The sequence below is a fragment of the Mucilaginibacter ginsenosidivorans genome, assembly GCF_007971025.1.
GTDB lineage: Bacteria > Bacteroidota > Bacteroidia > Sphingobacteriales > Sphingobacteriaceae > Mucilaginibacter > Mucilaginibacter ginsenosidivorans.
On the sequence record NZ_CP042436.1, the window covers coordinates 4395852 to 4411951 of the forward strand.

Here is a 16100-nt window from a genome sequence, read left to right on the forward strand (position 1 = left end):
GCTAAAGGGGCTTCAAAGAGATAGAAAATACATCCCTCAGTGCCCGCTTTGCAGCATAATAGCCACACATACCGTGAACTCCCCCACCGGGTGGAGTGGATGCTGAGCAGATGTACATCCCCTTAGCCGATGTTTTGTATGGCGACCAGCGCAAGGCCGGGCGGGTGAACAACTGACTTAAATCGATGACACCGCCGTTGATATCGCCGCCAACGTAGTTTGGATTATACTCTTCTACCTGCGCAGTGTTCATGGTATGTTTTGCCAGTATTCGTTCGCGGAAGCCGGGTGCGAAGCGCTCGATTTGCTTTTCGATAGCGTCGGTCATATCGACAGTTGAACTATTGGGCACATGACAGTAGGCCCAGGCTGTTTGTTTGCCCCCAACGGCACGGGACTGATCGAACAGGCTTTGTTGCGCCAACAGCACGAAAGGCTTTTCAGGATGCCGACCATTCCAGGTAGCCTGTTCGGAATCCACAATTTCGCCGAACGTATTACCAATGTGGACCGTACCTGCGTTGCGGCATTCTTCTGCAATAAATGGTATCGGCCCGTCCAATGCCCAGTCGACTTTAAAAACACCCATGCCATAGCGGTAACGTTCCAACTGCCATTTATAAATATGGGAGAATTTATGTCCCGCGATTTGCAATAGCTGTCTTGGTGTAATATCAAATAAAACTGCGTGAGACGAAGGCAACTGATCCAGTGAAGTTATGTAAGTATTGGTTTCTATTTTTCCTCCGAGCGAAGCAAAATATGATGCCAACGCGTTCGCTATGCTTTGGGTTCCCCCTTTCGGTAACGGCCAGCCATCGAGATGTCCGGCGGACATTAGCACCAAAGCTATCGCGGCGGTAGTTAAATGGGTTAAAGGTTGCATAGAGTGGGCCGCCATGCCAGCGAATAAGCCTTTAGCTTCTTCTGTCGTAAACCGGCTCGCTGCTGAAGTTGCAGATCTCAGTGCTGTTAATCCAAACTTTGCCATAGCAAGCGGGTGTTTCGGATAATGAAGCGGGCCCAATACATCGGGGGCGATAGACGGCCAGTCATTTACGACCGGCTGCATTAGTTTTTCATATGCTTCTGCATCGGCGTCGAGCAAGCCAGCTGTTTCGCTTATCGAATGCCGCAATACAGATGCTTTCCCGCTATCAAACGGATGTGCGGCAGCCACGCCCGGATAGATGTACTCCAACCCATAACTCGCAAGAGGCAATGTTTCAAAAAAGGGGGAGCCTACAGCAAGCGGGTGGATAGCCGAACAAATATCATGGGTAAAGCCGGGAAGTGTTAATTCAGCAGAACGCATTCCTCCGCCGATAGTATCCTTACCCTCGATCAATAAAACTGAAAGGCCGTTTTGTTGCAACACTATTGCTGCTGCCAAACCATTGGGACCCGAACCTACTACAACAGCATCGTATTCACGTTTTTCAAGCTTCATAGCGGCCTCCGAAATTATTAAGCCTTAAAAATCGGAATATTCTGTGGGGTGAAGGAATATTATATCTGCTTTTGAAACATTGTGCTGGTATTCCGGAGCAGCTGATAACTTCTTCCAAACCTCGTCGTTCGAAAACTTCTGCCAGTGTTCGTCACGGTCGGCTTTGCTTTCAAAAGTGGTCATGTACATCAGGTTGGGCATGTGACTGCCTGATATGACGTCAGCATAGAAAACGGCATTAAAATTCAAGCGTTTAAACAGTACCGTTTCGCCACCGTCGTTAAACATTTTAACCTTATTGATATGATATTTTTCAGTGGGGCTTTCATAGCTGCGCAGTTCGTAAACACGATCGGCTTTGGCTGCCTTCAATACGGGTTTTTCGGGAACGGGTGCTTTAGGGAAAGCCTTCAGAACGATAGTCTCTATCCTGTTATAAGGCGCATCGTTAAAGGGTACATCAATATAATCCTTCCCATCGGCCAGGTATTTTTTATCCTTCAGTAAGTTATTATCGGTGTTTTCTAACGCCGTCATGGTACTGTAGGGAATCAGTATATATATCTTTTTTTCAGCGGTATCCTGCTCTACCGGCTTAAACACCCCAACGTTTGTGATATGGGCCCTATGCAATGCAGGCAAATACGCATTCTTAAAGTAATTGTCGAGCCTGTCTTCCTGGGCCTGTGTTTTGAGGTGGTATACCTTTATCTGGTAGTAATAGCGCGGGGTTTGTGCATTTACAGTAAATGCCAGGCCTAATACTACGAGCCAGGAGATGGACAGTAATTTGATATATCTGGTTTTCATAGAAAAATTATTTCACCCATTTATGCTCCAGCGTCTTCATAAAATACCCGCCGACAACGCTCCTGGCCTGGAACCCAACCATACGTCCATTGGTAGTTTCATGCCAATCGCTTAAAGGTACTCTACTTGGAGTTTCGGTAGCGTATTTGTAAACAGGATCGGTCAACGCCTTAAAGTTTTGTATATTATTGCTCAAAGCAGCCGTCCATACTATCCAATCAGACTTGGTGTAAGTTTTCCTGCTGTCCAAAGGTAAACCGAATTTGTTTTGCTTTGTGAGATAGTACGTAACCTCTTTGTTATAAACCTGCTGGGGGAACAGGTGCAGGCCAAGTATTTTATCCCAGATCATATTATACTTCTGGCTCCAGGTATTTTTATCGCCAAAAACCAATGAATAGTGATTACCTGCATCAGCTTTCTTTACCCAATTTTTAGCCATCGATTGCGCCGTATTGCGATAGTTTGCTGCAACCTGCGGCTGTTTCAATTCATCAGCCAGCTGGGCATAGCAGGCAATACCTTCAATAGCTTTTATGGATAAATTGGCATTATGCGCTAAATGCCCGGCAAAATCGTCGGTACATAGCTGGTTTGCAGGATCGAAACCGGTTTTCACCAGGTAATTTACCCATGTTGTGAGGGTTTGCCAATGTTCTTTTGCAAAATCAGGCTTGCCTTCGGCTTTACAAATAGCAGCAGTAAGGATGAGCATATTACCCGATTCTTCAACAGGCATATCCTCGCCGTAGGTTTGCCCGTTGGCTATGGGATAAGTACCAAGGTCATGAGCCGCGAACGGCTTTTTCCACTTGCCACTTTCGCTATAAAAGAAAATGCCGTTCAGCATGCCTTCCATCAGTTTCGGCGCATAAGCCAGGTACAACGGAGCTGAGGGATAGGTAACGTCTACTGTATTGATGGAACCATTACTGAAATTTTCTTTCGATAAGAAGAGAATATTGCCCTGAGGGCTTTTAACCAACACGTGCGCAGCTACGCTTTGCCGGTAAGCTATTACGCATAGGTCGGCATATTTATTGCCGCCGGCTTTTAAGGCATCCGTGAATATCATTTTATCAAAAGCGCCGCATTTTTTCATTACTGATGCATAATCATCATACGCAATATTCAATTCCTTTTCAATGGTTTTTGTGCCATCGGCTTTCCACCATGGTTTCAGCGGAATATCAAAAAACATCACCGGGAACAGGTCGTCGTAACCGATCTCGACGAAGTTCGAGACAAAGTTCCTGCCCACCGAACCGAAAGGGATTATAGTATTAAGGGACAGGTTCTTACCTTTTACCGTATCAGTTGTTGTGTATATTTTTGAGGCGAAAGGGTTAATGGTCTCTTTAGCCTGGCTTACATATTGAATAGCATTCATGGTTTTGGGTACCGCTACATGCATGTAGCCCCAATCGATCCGGAGATCATCACCCTTTTTTTTCAAAATAGGTTGTTCGATCGTTCCTGCCCTGATGATAGATAATTTGTTGCTGGTGTATGTGACTGCAGCAACATCCTGCGTCGGTTTATTGACAGCAATATCAGTCGACGCGCCTAAGAAGACTTTTATGTCGTGACGGTTATTGTCATTCGACCTTACGCGGTAGGTAATGTAAGACACGGGCCTGATAAAAACATCCATATCGTTAATAAGCAAGGGGGACGTAAATGTTACCAGCAAGTCGGCCTTACCACACCTAAACTTATAATTGGTTTGGGTAGCCGTCATTTCCCGGCCGGTTTGCACCGCTACTTTGACATCGTTTTCCGATGGGTCCTTTACTTCGTCGAGCAGACCAGCGTCCAGCCAGGCGCCGCCTGCAGTGTTGACGCAATGGATGGCCAAAACGTTGGTACCGGCTCTTAGTTTTGCCTTTACCGCATCCCTTAGCGGAATAAGCTGAAAATCGCTTGTCCAGCCAATATTACCATATGCTCTTTCACCATTGAGGTAAACTTCGACATTGTCGTCATGCTGAAGCTTCAGTACCAGTTTGTCTATGTTAGTGTTGTCGAGGGTAAAGGTTCTTCGTATCCAAATATCCCTGCTTTTCCAGAGAGTTTTAGCCTGGGTCTTATCGTCGGTAAATGGCGCACCGCTTGCGTTCCAGTTAGCATCATTAAATTGCAGGCTCATCCAATTATCGGCGGGCCGTGTTTCGGTGTATTTACACTGGTATGCTTTCTCATCCGACGCGGGCAGCAATGTCTTATAAATTTTTTGAGCTTTACCCATAAAGCGATAGACTTCGCCGTCGACCCTGATGAAGCCCAGCAGCGATTGGTCTTTACCTGTCCAATGCTTTGTAGTAGACGATGTTAGCGTATCGCCAAACGACCATATGCTCATGTAAGTATTGTGGGTGATCAATGGGTAGGCTGGAGCCTTTTCAACCTGTGCAAAAAGCGACCGGCACACCAGCACCAGGCAAAACATCGGAAAAAGTTTTCTCATAGTTTATAAATACCGTTGAAAAACAAGACGTTAGTTAGGGTCAGTTAAGGCAAATATAAACGAAAAAATCGCTGATAAAAGAGCATCCTGTTATTCCGGGCGAACACCCGGGAATAAAGTCATTATGCCGCTGATTGGCAGCCTGTTTAATTTGAAATTTTTGTGCGCGACTGTGCCTGTGTACTCCACTTTTCGAGTGCGGCGATCACTTCCGACAATTTCATCGGCTTGCTCAGGTAGTCGTCCATACCGGCTTTAAGGCATATCTCCCTGTCTTCGGCCATGGCGTTAGCGGTCATGGCAATTATCACCGGCTGCTCGCTCATGTGTGTGCGGATAAATTGCGTTGCTTCAAGCCCGTCCATTTCCGGCATTTGTACATCCATCAAAACCAGGTCATAGCGTTTTTTGGTGAAGGCATTCAATACTTCATGCCCGTTCGAAGCTACATCGGGTTTATAGCCCATCTTTTCAAGTATGTGTACAGCCAGTTTTTGGTTCACGTAATTATCTTCGGCGATCAGAATGTCCAAAGGGTACTGCCGGGCAAAATCGAGCGAGAACTGAGTTTTAACCGGGTGGGGCTCTTTGGATAAATTATGATTGTTCTTCAGCTGGTCGATAATATGCTTGTAGAGCACATGATGTTTGGCTGGCTTACTGAGGATGACATTAAACAGGTGCGACTCTGCACGGCTTTGTTCATTACCCACCGAACTAAGCAGGATGATACGCATTTCGGGACTAACTTTGCGAACGCTTTTTGCTAAAGCAACACCATCCATCTCGGGCATATTCATATCGGATATGATCAGGTCTATCTTGTGAGCAGCCAGCATTTCGAGTGCCTGCCAGCCCGATTCGGCCATCAATGGAATAAACTTCCATTGCGTAAGCTGTGCCGCAAGAATTTCCCGGTTTGTATAATTATCGTCAACTACCAGAATGTTCTTATTTTCAATGTCAGATGTGTTAAGATGAACATAATTACGGGCAGATTTTGAACCAACTTTAGCCTTAATGTTAAAAGTAAAAGTTGTACCGTGTCCCGGCGTGCTTTCCACATCGATGACGCCGCCCATTAACGCAACAAGTTTTTCGCTGATAGCCAGTCCCAGGCCGGTACCGCCGTATTTGCGTGTAGTGCTTGAATCAACCTGGGAAAATGCCTTGAATAACTTGTCCAATTTATCGGCAGGAATACCAATGCCGGTATCACGAACGCTAAACTGGAGCTCCAGGTTGCCGCTTTTATTACTAACAGCGTTTACGCTGATAAATATCTCACCTTTGCTTGTAAATTTCACGGCGTTACCCACCAGGTTGATCAAAACCTGGCGCAACCTCAAATTATCGCTGACAATTTGTGTAGGTACATCATGCCCTATCTGGTAGACCAGGTCGAGATTTTGCTTTGTGGCGCTGGTTGCAAATACGTCCAGCACACCTTCAACACAGTCGCGCAGGTCGAAATCCTGCTCATCCAGCTCCATGTTGCCGGATTCGATCTTCGAAAAATCGAGTATATCGTTGATAACTGTTAACAGCGCATCGCCGCAATTCTTGATCGTTTCTGTATAATCTTCCTGTTCCTGGGTTAATTCAGTACTCGACAGCAATGTGGCCATACCGATCACACCATTCATTGGCGTGCGGATCTCGTGGCTCATGGTTGCCAGGAATATACTTTTAGCCCTGTTGGCGTGTTCGGCTTCCTCGCGTGCCTTTTCAGCTTCCTTACGCGAACGGCGCTCATCAATGGTCATTTGCGCCAACAGTTCCGTCCGTTCTTTTACCTGCTTTTCGAGTGTTAATTTTTGTGATCTGATGGCCTTCATTCGTATTCTAAAAATGCCGTAGATCAAACCCACAACAGCAAATGCACCCAACGTTTTAAACCACCAGGTCAACCAAAATGGCGGAACAATAGTAATCTGCAATGGTTCTGACACAGGCGACCATAAACCTGCGCTGTTGCGGTATTTTACTTTGAAGATGTAAGTCCCGTCAGGCAAATTGGTGTACGAAGCAGTATTCCTGCTGCCTACATTATTCCAGTCGGCATCAAAATTTTCGAGTTTGTAAGCGTATTCTTTTTTGTCTGGCGAACCAAAATCAAGCGAGGCGTACTCGAGCGTAACAAAAGACTGCTTGTAAGATAATTTGATCGTCCTTGTATCGGCAATATCCTTTTTCAACGGCGACGGGTCGCTGCTGTTCTTTGCTATTGCCAATGGTTTATTGGATATCTGTATTGCCGTTACAACTACCGGAGAAAACGCAATGGGACTCAGTATCTGGTCGGGATAAAATGTATTGAAACCATTGATTCCTCCAAAATACATCTTACCGTCGGAGGTCTTTAGTGCCGAGTGTGGTTTAAACTCGTCCCCCTGCACGCCATCTTCTGTCGTATAATTTTTAAATTTCCCATTGATAGGGTCATACATTGAAAGACCGGTATTTGTACTTACCCACAACTTACCATAATCGTCCTCTCTCGCAGCATACATGATGTCGCTTGGCAAGCCATTTTTCTTATTGAATATGGTAAAGTGTTTAGTCGCGGGATCAAATTCATCCAAGCCCGAAAGTGTACAAAGCCAAAGCTTACCCCTGCTATCTTCAAATATATCGGTAATACCGTTGTTACTAATACTATTGCGACTCTCGTTGTGCTTAAAATGAGTAAAGGTGCCTGTTTTACGGTCCATCAGGTCGAGGCCGCCGTCGGACGTTCCTATCCAGAGGTTCCCCTTTTTATCTTCGAGAAGCGAATAAATATAGTCGCTGGCTATACTTTTGGGATCCTGCGCATTGTAGTTGTAGTACCTGATGGTATTGGCTGCTTTATCATAACAATTGAGCCCGGCGCCGAATACGCTGATCCAAATTTTGCCGTCCCTTGTTTGCAAAAGATTGTAAACGTTGTTGCCGCTTAACTTACTGGGGCCCTTAGCATCCTTATTTAAATAGGAACATTCCTTTGTTTTGGGGTCCATTACAGTAATGCCGTCGCCCCATGTACCTATCCATAGTTTGCCATCCGTATCCTCGTTTATTACCAGGTCGTAATTACCCGACAAACCACCGGCTTTTTGTTTGTAGTTGATAAAGGTGCCTGTCTCCGGATCGAATTTGCTGATACCGCCGCCATCCGTTCCAACCCATATATTTTTTTCCCTATCCTGGTAAAGAGCCAGCACATAGTCATTCGACAAACTGGTAGGGGAAGCATTATGTTTATATAGTGAAAAACTTGCTGTCGTTTTTTTGAAAAGGTTGACACCGCCGCTAAAAGCGCCGAGCCACATGTTTCCCAACCTATCTCTGCATATACCGTATATCGAATTGCCGTTGATGCTGTTGTTGTCAACCTCGTCGTGGTGGTAGGTATAAAATTTATTACTTTTTGGATCGAGTATAGACAGGCCGCCATTTTCCGTACCGATCCATAATTTACCCGAGCCATCTTTGCTCATGCTGTAGATGGTATTGCTTGAAATACTGCCGGATGCACCGTCTTCGTGCGTATATCGTTTAAAGGTCTTCTCTTTTTTATCGAACAGGAAAAGGCCGTCCTCTTGCGTACCAACCCATAATTGATCTTTATTATTATCAAGTATACTAATAACATTGTTGCCCTCTACCGTATGTTTTACCGGATCGGTGTATGGAAAATTCCTGAAGCCGTTCGTCTTCCTGTTATAAACCGCCAAGCCGGCACGGGCAGTACCAACCCATATATTATTTTCCGAATCGCGGAACACCGTGCGAACGGTATTATCACCGATACTGCCTGGGTCGGCATCGGAATGCAAATGGTGACTGAATATTTTCTTTTTTGTATCAAAATGTTCAAGCCCGCCTGTCTGTGTGGCTATCCACAAGCTACCATCGATATCGAAGGCAAGCCTGCTTAAAATATTGTTCGAAAGGCTTGCTTTATTGTGTTCGTCGTGCGCATAACGGATAAATTTACCAGTATTTCTTTCGTACATATTCAGACCGTTTTGCGTAGCGATCCAAATATTGCCGTCGCGGTCCTCGGCCATGTCCGTGATCATATTGTTACTGAGGCTGCCCGGGTCCTGCGAATCGTTGCGGAACGTAATGAATTTATAGCCATCGTACCTGTTCAATCCATTGCGGCTGCCTATCCACATAAAGCCGCGGCTATCCTGGATAATACAGTTCACATTGATCTGTGTCAGACCTTCGCGGGTGCCAAAATGCTCGAATTTGAGGCTTTGGTTCTGCGAAAAACACAAAAAAGGGATTGTCAGCAGGAGCAGAAAAATCAACCTGCGGGTAATGCGTATTATAACGTGGCTATCGTACATCTAATCAACTTCAAAAATCCATTCGCCACCCTTCCGGGGGTTTATATTCAGGCTTATATAAATTGGATGTTTTTACGAAAAAGCGGCACAAAGGTTAGGAATGTTAATAAATAATTAAGCTGTAGGTTATGCAATTTTAACGAATAAGAAAACAAAGCAGGCTTTCCTAAATAGGAAAGCCTGCTCAAAAAATATTCTTTTGGTTTAGTTTTAGAGTTCCCGAACCCAAATATTGCGAAAGCTCAGCGGCTTGCTTTTATCGCCATGAGCCTGCAATTTTATTGGCGAAGGGCCATGTGCCTTATATTCTGGCTTGCCGATGTACAGGGTCGGGCCCTTCAGCTCAAAGTGATTTTCTACCAGTACACCGTTAAAAAATACCGTAGCATAAGCGGCAGATTTTAGTGAACCATCTGTATTAAAAACCGGCGCTGTCCAGATCACATCATATACCTGCCATTCGCCATTTTTACGACCAGGATTGGCCAATGGAATAGCTTGTTTGTATAAGCTGCCGGCCATACCGTTCACATAGGTTTTATTATTGTATGGGTCGAGTACCTGTAATTCATAACCGGCATCCCCTTTACCTATCGAGGCCAGGAAAATACCGCTGTTGCCCCTGCCCTGCCCTGTACCCTCAAGTCCATCAGGTTCGCGCCATTCTATATGCAACTGGTAATTGGTAAATTTCTTTTTGGTTTCAATATTACCGTAGTTTTTGTTAACGGTCAATATTCCGTCGGCAACATCCCATTTTGCGGGCGAGCCGTCGCTGTTTTGCACCCACTCATCCAGGTTTTTGCCGTCGAATAAAATAATGGCGTCAGAAGGCGCATCGCCCAAATGTTCACCCGGTGTCACTACTTTAGGTACAGGTTCCCAAATTTCAGTGTCTTCCGGTTTTGCCTTCTCCTGTGCTTTGGCCATAAAAAAACTGCCTGCCATCATCGCGGTTAAAATAAGCTTGTATTTCATTTTGATAATTTAATTGGTTAAAAAATATTTTACACATGCAGGGTATTTTTCATGTAATTGCAACTCTCCGTAATGCTTACATAAGGGTCGATATTGGTAAAGTTCTCCTGCTCCATTATAAAATGTGTTACTCCGGCGGCGCGAGCTGCAGGAATGATCGCTTTAAAGTCGATACTTCCCTTACCTATTTCGGTGTTCAGATCGGTTTTGGTCTTATCCCGGTCCTTCACATGTACCAGCGCATAGCGTCCGGAGTGTTTCTTCAATATTTTTATCGGGTCCTGGCCGGCGCGTACCACCCAGAATATATCCATCTCCATGTGAACCAATTTTGGATCGGTCTCCGCAAGTATGGTATCATAAAAAGTTGCCCCGCCGCCAAGTGGTTTCCACTCGAAGTTATGATTGTGATAGCCCAGCTTTAAGCCAGACGCTTTGCAGATATCGGCAGCCTTATTCATTTTTTCCGCCACAGCCTTGCATTCGTCCACGGTTTTGATGAATTCGCCGTTGAGCGACGGGATAACCACATAGGTTTGTCCGAGTGTTTTGGCAACTTCGATATATCTTTTTAATTCGTCAGTATCGCCTTTCCCAAAAAATGAGTCTATACCATAGTGACCGCTCGGTGTGGTCAGTCCATTATCTTTTAATAGTTTACCAAAATCGGCGGTATGCAGACCCCAATAGCCTGTTTTCATATCATAGCCGAAAGTTTCCACTTCCTTGTAACCAGCTTTGGCTACTTTGGCTATTACTCCTTTTACATCTTTCGGTAACTGATCGCGAAGCGTATATAACTGAAGGCCAGGGTAGTGTTTACCCGCTGCCCTCAATAATCCGGGCGCCAGCATAATAGCCGCTGATGCCAGTCCGGCTTGCGCCAAAAATGTCCTTCTGTTAGTCATGTAGATTTATTTAGTATTAGTTAGTTTTTCGATTGAAGAGCACTGCTGCCGCTGTCTGACTGATACCGTCCGCCTTGCCCCCTACATTTATAGACGTTTATTTTACCTGATGGATTAACGCTATACGTCACAAAGCTGTATGGCCTGTCTTAACGAGGCTATTTTATCGGGCCTTTTAGGCACAAATTCCTGGCCTACATATCCTTTAAAGCCGGTCGCAACGATGGCTTTCATTACCGCCGGGTAATACAATTCCTGCGTATCATCGATCTCGTGCCTGCCGGGTATGCCGCCGGTATGAAAGTGCGCAATGTATTGATGATAGTCGGTAATATTCCTGATGATGTCGCCTTCCATTATCTGCATGTGATAAATATCGAACAGCAATTTAAAATTATTGGAGTTGAGCCTTTTACAAAGTTCAACACCCCATTCAACATTATTACACTGGTAATCCTTATGGTCAATTTTGCTGTTCAGCAATTCCATGCATAAAACCACATTGTGTTTCTCGGCCAAAGCCACCAATGGCTTCAGGCCTTTGACGCAGTTATTCCAGCCTGTCTCGTTGTCTTTCCCCCTGCGGCTCCCGCTAAAGCAAATCAGATTTTTATAGCCATTTTTCTCGACAAGCGGGATCATATCTGTATAGTTCTTCTGCAAAGTTGCATGAAACTCCGTATCACCGAAACCGTCAGTCAGGTTTATCTCAGCGCCATTACACATAGGCGAATACATGCCATGCTTTTGCAATGTCGGCCAGTCTTTTGGCCCGCAAAGGTCTATACCGGTAATGCCTAACCCCTTCGAGGTTTCGCAAAGCTGGTCGAGCGTCAGTTCGCTGTAGCACCAGGGGCTTACCGAATGGTTGATATTTCCTTTAAGTGGCGCAAATTTATCGTCGCCCTTGTCGCTTGTGGTAAATGATGATAGCATTCCTGATGCGGTGATAGCTGCAGTACCTGCAAGCATGTTTTTGATGGCCGATCTACGGTCGTGGTTACCCATGGTTAATTGGTTTTATATTTCAACACCCGGCGACGGCTCTTCAATATCCAGCCCGGGTTGTTCCTCGGTGTGTTTTTTATCGGTAAAAAATAACAGGAAGAAAATCATTACTACGACGGCAATTCCGCCTGGTATGAGCCAAATGGTTGTCCAGTTATGTGTGGTTGCGGATGTTTTCCAGTGATCGACTATTGGCCCCGACATATAATAACCTATCATCATACCTAAACCGTAGGTAGCTAAAGTAATAAATCCCTGTGCCGCGCTTTTGAAACGTTCGCCTGCAAATCTGTCTGTATATATTTGACCCGTGACGAAGAAGAAATCGTAGCAAATGCCATGTAATACAATTCCTACAATAAGCATCCAGTAGTTAGCCCCTGCATCACCGTAGGCAAAACAAACGTATCGCAGTGCCCATGCCAACATGCCTAATGCCAGCATTTTTTTTACGCCGAGTCTTACAAAAAAGAAAGGCATCGCCGCCATGAAAAATAATTCCGAAAACTGGCCCAGGCCCTGTACCGCAGCTGCGCGTTTCATGCCTACTTCGTTTAAAAACGGATTGGTAAAATTGTAATAAAATGCCAGCGGAATACAAATTGCCACTGAAGCCAGAAAGAATACCAAATACGATCTTTTTTTCAGAAGGCCGATAGAATCGAGCCCCATAATATCTCCAATAGAAGTCTTTTGACCCTTCTTTCCGGGTGGCGTATCCGGCAGTGTGAAACTTAACAAGCCCAATATAAGTGACGCTCCCCCTGCCATTTTAAATGTCAATGCCAATGAACCGGTTTGTTCCCAATTAAGCCAGCCTATGGCAAAGCCTGCCACCATCCATCCCAGCGTACCAAAAACCCTAACCAAAGGAAAATCCTTACTGGGATCTTTCATTTGTTTAAATGAAACCGAATTAACCAACGCAAGCGTAGGCATGTAGATGATCATGTACGCCAAAATACCCGGGAAGAAAGTCGCAAAATCGGGAGCGGTAGATTCGTAGTATAGTAACCCCGCCCCGATAAGATGCAGTACCCCAAGTATTTTCTGTGCCGAAAAATATTTATCGGCAATAAGCCCGATAACAAAAGGGGCAATGATAGCACCGAATGCCTGTGTGGCATATGCTGTCCCATTTTGCTCGCCTGTTGCGTGCAGATTGTGTATCAGGTATGTCCCCATCGTCACAAACCACGCTCCCCAAATGAAAAATTCGAGAAACATCATTGTGGATAGTTTGATTCGGATGGCTGGCGTCATGGATCGGTTTTAAGTCGTACTACTGTTTTTTTACAGATAAAATATATTTAGCTATCGTGCGGGCATCATCCATCGATATAGAAGGGTGTCCAACCATCGGTGTGGTACCCCAGTTACCACTGCCGCCTTTGATGATCTTATTTGCGAGTGTATCAACTATGGCGTCGCCTTTACCTTTATATTTTTCAGCAACATCGGCAAAAGCAGGACCTACGATCTTTTGCTGTTCCTTATGGCAGGTACTACAGTCCGATTTGGCAATCAATTGGGCTCCGGGCGCGGCAGGCGTACCCCCCGCTTTGTCTGTTCCATCGTGGCTTGCAGCAGTGTCCTGCGCAGCACTCGATTCTGCCGTAGCAGCGGTTTGATTGGCAGCAGATGTACTGTCGGCAGACGAATCGCCACCGGATTTATTGCCGCCGCATGCGGCTACTACCAAACTCAGGCCAAGAACGATAAATACTTTTTTCATAATCAAATAGAAAGTTGTTGTGTTGTGATTTTTATTTGTTTGTTCAGCCTGCAATTTAAACAATCCGGCAATATTTTATACAGCTACCTGCTGTAAAGGTTTTGATTTATTTTTTGCCCGCATATAAAGCACAAGGCCTCCGAATGCTACGATAAGCACTAATGGAATGACCAATGTTGCCTGCAATATCTTCGGACCGGCAGTGAGATTATTGCCATTAGCAGCTTTTACAATGTCATCGTAATAATGCCCCATCACAATGGTGTATAATGACACAGCAAACATGCCTGCGCCACCCATCAGGTTTAAGCCGATAGCGCCTGTTTTTGGCATGTTTTGATTTACAAAGCCAAGCATGGTAGGCCAGAAATAACATACACCCATGCCAAATATGATGGCTGCAGCATATAGCGCGGGACCACTGACCGTGCTAAGCATATAAATACCAATGGACGCCAGGATGGTTGATATTAACAATACAACCTCGGGCGGAAACATTTTTAAAACGGGTTTAGCCAGTCCTCGGCCAAGTACCATGACGCCTGTTTCTAAAGTCAGTAATAAAATAGCATTATCCGATACATTTTTCAGCAAAACGTCGATCCACTGCCCGGTAAATAACTCCGTAATAGCAGTACCAAACATGCATATAAACATAAATATAAAAAGCGGGTTCAATAGCGCCTTATACATACCCCCTGTAGAAACACCTGAAGCGACGCGCTCAGTAACAGGGAAATTGAGTTTGGAAAACAGGTAGCCATATATAACGGTGGGGATCAGCATCAGCCCGATTTTAAACTGGAGAATATATTTTAAGTCCCACGTTAAATGTAAAGCGTTAATTCCGAATACCAGAAGACTACCTATAACGATGCCTCCCGGAAACCATAAGTGAAAGTGATTTAACTTAGTGGTTTTGTTATCCGAGTATAAAGCTGTAACCAACGGGTTGCACGCGGCTTCTACAGTACCATTTGCAATGCCTATCAAAAGCGTGGAAATATATAACGTCCAGTATCCTGTAGCAAATACGGTTAACAGAATGCCGGCGAGGTGAAAAAGAAAAGCCAATACAAGCAAGCGTTTCATGCCTATAATATCCACGACAAAGCCACCAAGGACGACAGCAATCGGAAACCCGTAAAAAGCTGTGGCAGTTATGGCTGCGAGTTGAGTTTTGTCCAGTTGAAAAAGGGAGCCGAAGTCATTCAGGGTTCCCGCACGGATACCAAACGAGAGAGATGTAACCAACAGGGAAAGACAGCTTGCCCTGAATAGTTGTGTGCGATTGATCTGCATTGTTATAATTTTAGGTTAAATTGGTTCATTTTTAGTTAGTCTATCCCGAGCAATTTGCGGTTAAATCCTTCATCGCCACCCGATGCGGCAAAATCGTCAAATGCTTTTTCGGTTACCCGGATGATGTGGTTTTTTATGAATTCGGCGCCTTCTCTTGCACCGTCTTCAGGGTGTTTTAATGCACACTCCCACTCTAACACGGCCCATCCCGGGTAGTCGTAAGCTGTTAATTTGCTGAATATCGATTTGAAATCAACTTGTCCGTCGCCCAGCGAGCGGAAACGTCCGGCACGGTCGACCCAATTCTGGTAGCCGCCATAAACGCCCTGTTTGCCGGTCGGGTTAAATTCAGCGTCCTTTACATGGAACATTTTGATGCGCTCATGGTAGTTGTCGATGTATTCGAGATAATCAAGACACTGTAAAACGAAGTGTGACGGATCATAAAGCAAACAAGCGCGTTTGTGGTTGTTCACCTTTTCAAGGAACATTTCATAGGTGATACCGTCGTGCAGATCCTCTCCCGGGTGTATCTCGTAGCAAAGATCGATGCCACAATCTTCATAAACATCCAAAATAGGTTTCCAGCGTTTAGCCAGTTCGTTAAAACCGGTGTCCACCATTCCCGGCGGGCGCTGCGGCCAGGGATATACCATAGGCCAAAGTAACGCGCCGCTAAAAGTAACGCTGGCGTTCAGCCCCAAATTTTGCGAAGCTTTTGCTGCATCCTTTACCTGCTGCACCGCCCATTTTTGTCTTTCTTTCGGATTATTTTTGTATTGATCGGGTGCGAAAGCATCAAAAAGCTCATCGTAAACAGGGTTGACTGCTACCAATTGCCCCTGCAAGTGAGTTGATAATTCAGATATCTCCAAGCCACACTCCGCCACCTGGCCCTTTATCTCGTCGGCATAGGTTTTGCTTTCAGCTGCCTTATGCACGTCGATGAAACGAAGGTCGTTAGTAGGTAACTGAACGGCTTTATAACCAAGCCCTTTTGCCCACTTGCATATCGAAGTCAGGTTATTGAATGGTTCCTGGTCGCCTATAAATTGCGCCAGGAATATGGCAGGTCCTTTTATAGTTCTCATTGGTTTAT

General features: G+C 45.2%; 11 protein-coding genes. All 11 read right to left on the bottom strand.

The window, feature by feature from the left end:
• Position 1: 1 nt before the first annotated feature.
• The 11 genes from FRZ54_RS20025 to FRZ54_RS20075 all read right to left on the bottom strand — a co-directional run bounded on the left by FRZ54_RS20025 (position 2) and on the right by FRZ54_RS20075 (position 16092).
• Positions 2-1450 carry a phytoene desaturase family protein gene (locus FRZ54_RS20025; RefSeq protein ID WP_147033588.1) on the bottom strand — a complete coding sequence of 483 codons (1449 nt, stop codon included), beginning with the start codon at positions 1448-1450 and terminating at the stop codon, positions 2-4.
• A 24-nt stretch (positions 1451-1474) separates the two neighbouring features.
• Complete coding sequence (locus FRZ54_RS20030) at positions 1475-2260, bottom strand: NIPSNAP family protein (protein ID WP_147033589.1); 786 nt, start codon at positions 2258-2260, stop codon at positions 1475-1477.
• 7 nt (positions 2261-2267) lie between these two features.
• Positions 2268-4727 (bottom strand): glutaminase family protein, encoded by a 2460-nt coding sequence (locus tag FRZ54_RS20035; RefSeq protein WP_147033590.1) that lies wholly within the window; start codon positions 4725-4727, stop codon positions 2268-2270.
• A 146-nt stretch (positions 4728-4873) separates the two neighbouring features.
• The gene (locus FRZ54_RS20040; protein WP_228462553.1) at positions 4874-9031 is read right to left on the bottom strand and encodes a hybrid sensor histidine kinase/response regulator; all 4158 of its coding nucleotides are present in this window, start codon (positions 9029-9031) and stop codon (positions 4874-4876) included.
• 249 nt (positions 9032-9280) lie between these two features.
• The gene (locus tag FRZ54_RS20045) at positions 9281-10048 is read right to left on the bottom strand and encodes a 3-keto-disaccharide hydrolase (protein ID WP_147033592.1); all 768 of its coding nucleotides are present in this window, start codon (positions 10046-10048) and stop codon (positions 9281-9283) included.
• A gap of 29 nt (positions 10049-10077) precedes the next feature.
• Positions 10078-10956: a sugar phosphate isomerase/epimerase family protein gene (locus FRZ54_RS20050; RefSeq protein ID WP_147033593.1), complete on the bottom strand. Its 879-nt coding sequence runs from the start codon at positions 10954-10956 to the stop codon at positions 10078-10080.
• A 120-nt stretch (positions 10957-11076) separates the two neighbouring features.
• Positions 11077-11964, bottom strand: a complete 888-nt coding sequence (locus tag FRZ54_RS20055; RefSeq protein WP_147033594.1) for a hydroxypyruvate isomerase family protein — start codon at positions 11962-11964, stop codon at positions 11077-11079.
• Between the two features lie 12 nt (positions 11965-11976).
• Positions 11977-13227 carry a nucleoside permease gene (locus FRZ54_RS20060; RefSeq protein WP_147033595.1) on the bottom strand — a complete coding sequence of 417 codons (1251 nt, stop codon included), beginning with the start codon at positions 13225-13227 and terminating at the stop codon, positions 11977-11979.
• A gap of 19 nt (positions 13228-13246) precedes the next feature.
• The gene (locus FRZ54_RS20065; RefSeq protein ID WP_147033596.1) at positions 13247-13699 is read right to left on the bottom strand and encodes a c-type cytochrome; all 453 of its coding nucleotides are present in this window, start codon (positions 13697-13699) and stop codon (positions 13247-13249) included.
• Positions 13700-13774: 75 nt separating this feature from the next.
• Positions 13775-15001, bottom strand: coding sequence for an MFS transporter (locus FRZ54_RS20070; protein WP_147033597.1), 1227 nt, complete (start codon positions 14999-15001; stop codon positions 13775-13777).
• 35 nt (positions 15002-15036) lie between these two features.
• The gene (locus FRZ54_RS20075) at positions 15037-16092 is read right to left on the bottom strand and encodes a sugar phosphate isomerase/epimerase family protein (RefSeq protein ID WP_147033598.1); all 1056 of its coding nucleotides are present in this window, start codon (positions 16090-16092) and stop codon (positions 15037-15039) included.
• Positions 16093-16100: the final 8 nt, after the last annotated feature.

Bases quoted from the DNA above. Each gene is read 5' to 3' on its own strand.
- FRZ54_RS20065 (WP_147033596.1), bottom strand. From the start codon at position 13,699: ATGAAAAAAGTATTTATCGTTCTTGGCCTGAGTTTGGTAGTAGCCGCA.
- FRZ54_RS20075 (WP_147033598.1), bottom strand. From the start codon at position 16,092: ATGAGAACTATAAAAGGACCTGCCATATTCCTGGCGCAATTTATAGGC.
- FRZ54_RS20050 (WP_147033593.1), bottom strand. From the start codon at position 10,956: ATGACTAACAGAAGGACATTTTTGGCGCAAGCCGGACTGGCATCAGCG.
- FRZ54_RS20025 (WP_147033588.1), bottom strand. From the start codon at position 1,450: ATGAAGCTTGAAAAACGTGAATACGATGCTGTTGTAGTAGGTTCGGGT.
- FRZ54_RS20060 (WP_147033595.1), bottom strand. From the start codon at position 13,227: ATGACGCCAGCCATCCGAATCAAACTATCCACAATGATGTTTCTCGAA.
- FRZ54_RS20055 (WP_147033594.1), bottom strand. From the start codon at position 11,964: ATGGGTAACCACGACCGTAGATCGGCCATCAAAAACATGCTTGCAGGT.
- FRZ54_RS20070 (WP_147033597.1), bottom strand. From the start codon at position 15,001: ATGCAGATCAATCGCACACAACTATTCAGGGCAAGCTGTCTTTCCCTG.
- FRZ54_RS20030 (WP_147033589.1), bottom strand. From the start codon at position 2,260: ATGAAAACCAGATATATCAAATTACTGTCCATCTCCTGGCTCGTAGTA.
- FRZ54_RS20035 (WP_147033590.1), bottom strand. From the start codon at position 4,727: ATGAGAAAACTTTTTCCGATGTTTTGCCTGGTGCTGGTGTGCCGGTCG.
- FRZ54_RS20045 (WP_147033592.1), bottom strand. From the start codon at position 10,048: ATGAAATACAAGCTTATTTTAACCGCGATGATGGCAGGCAGTTTTTTT.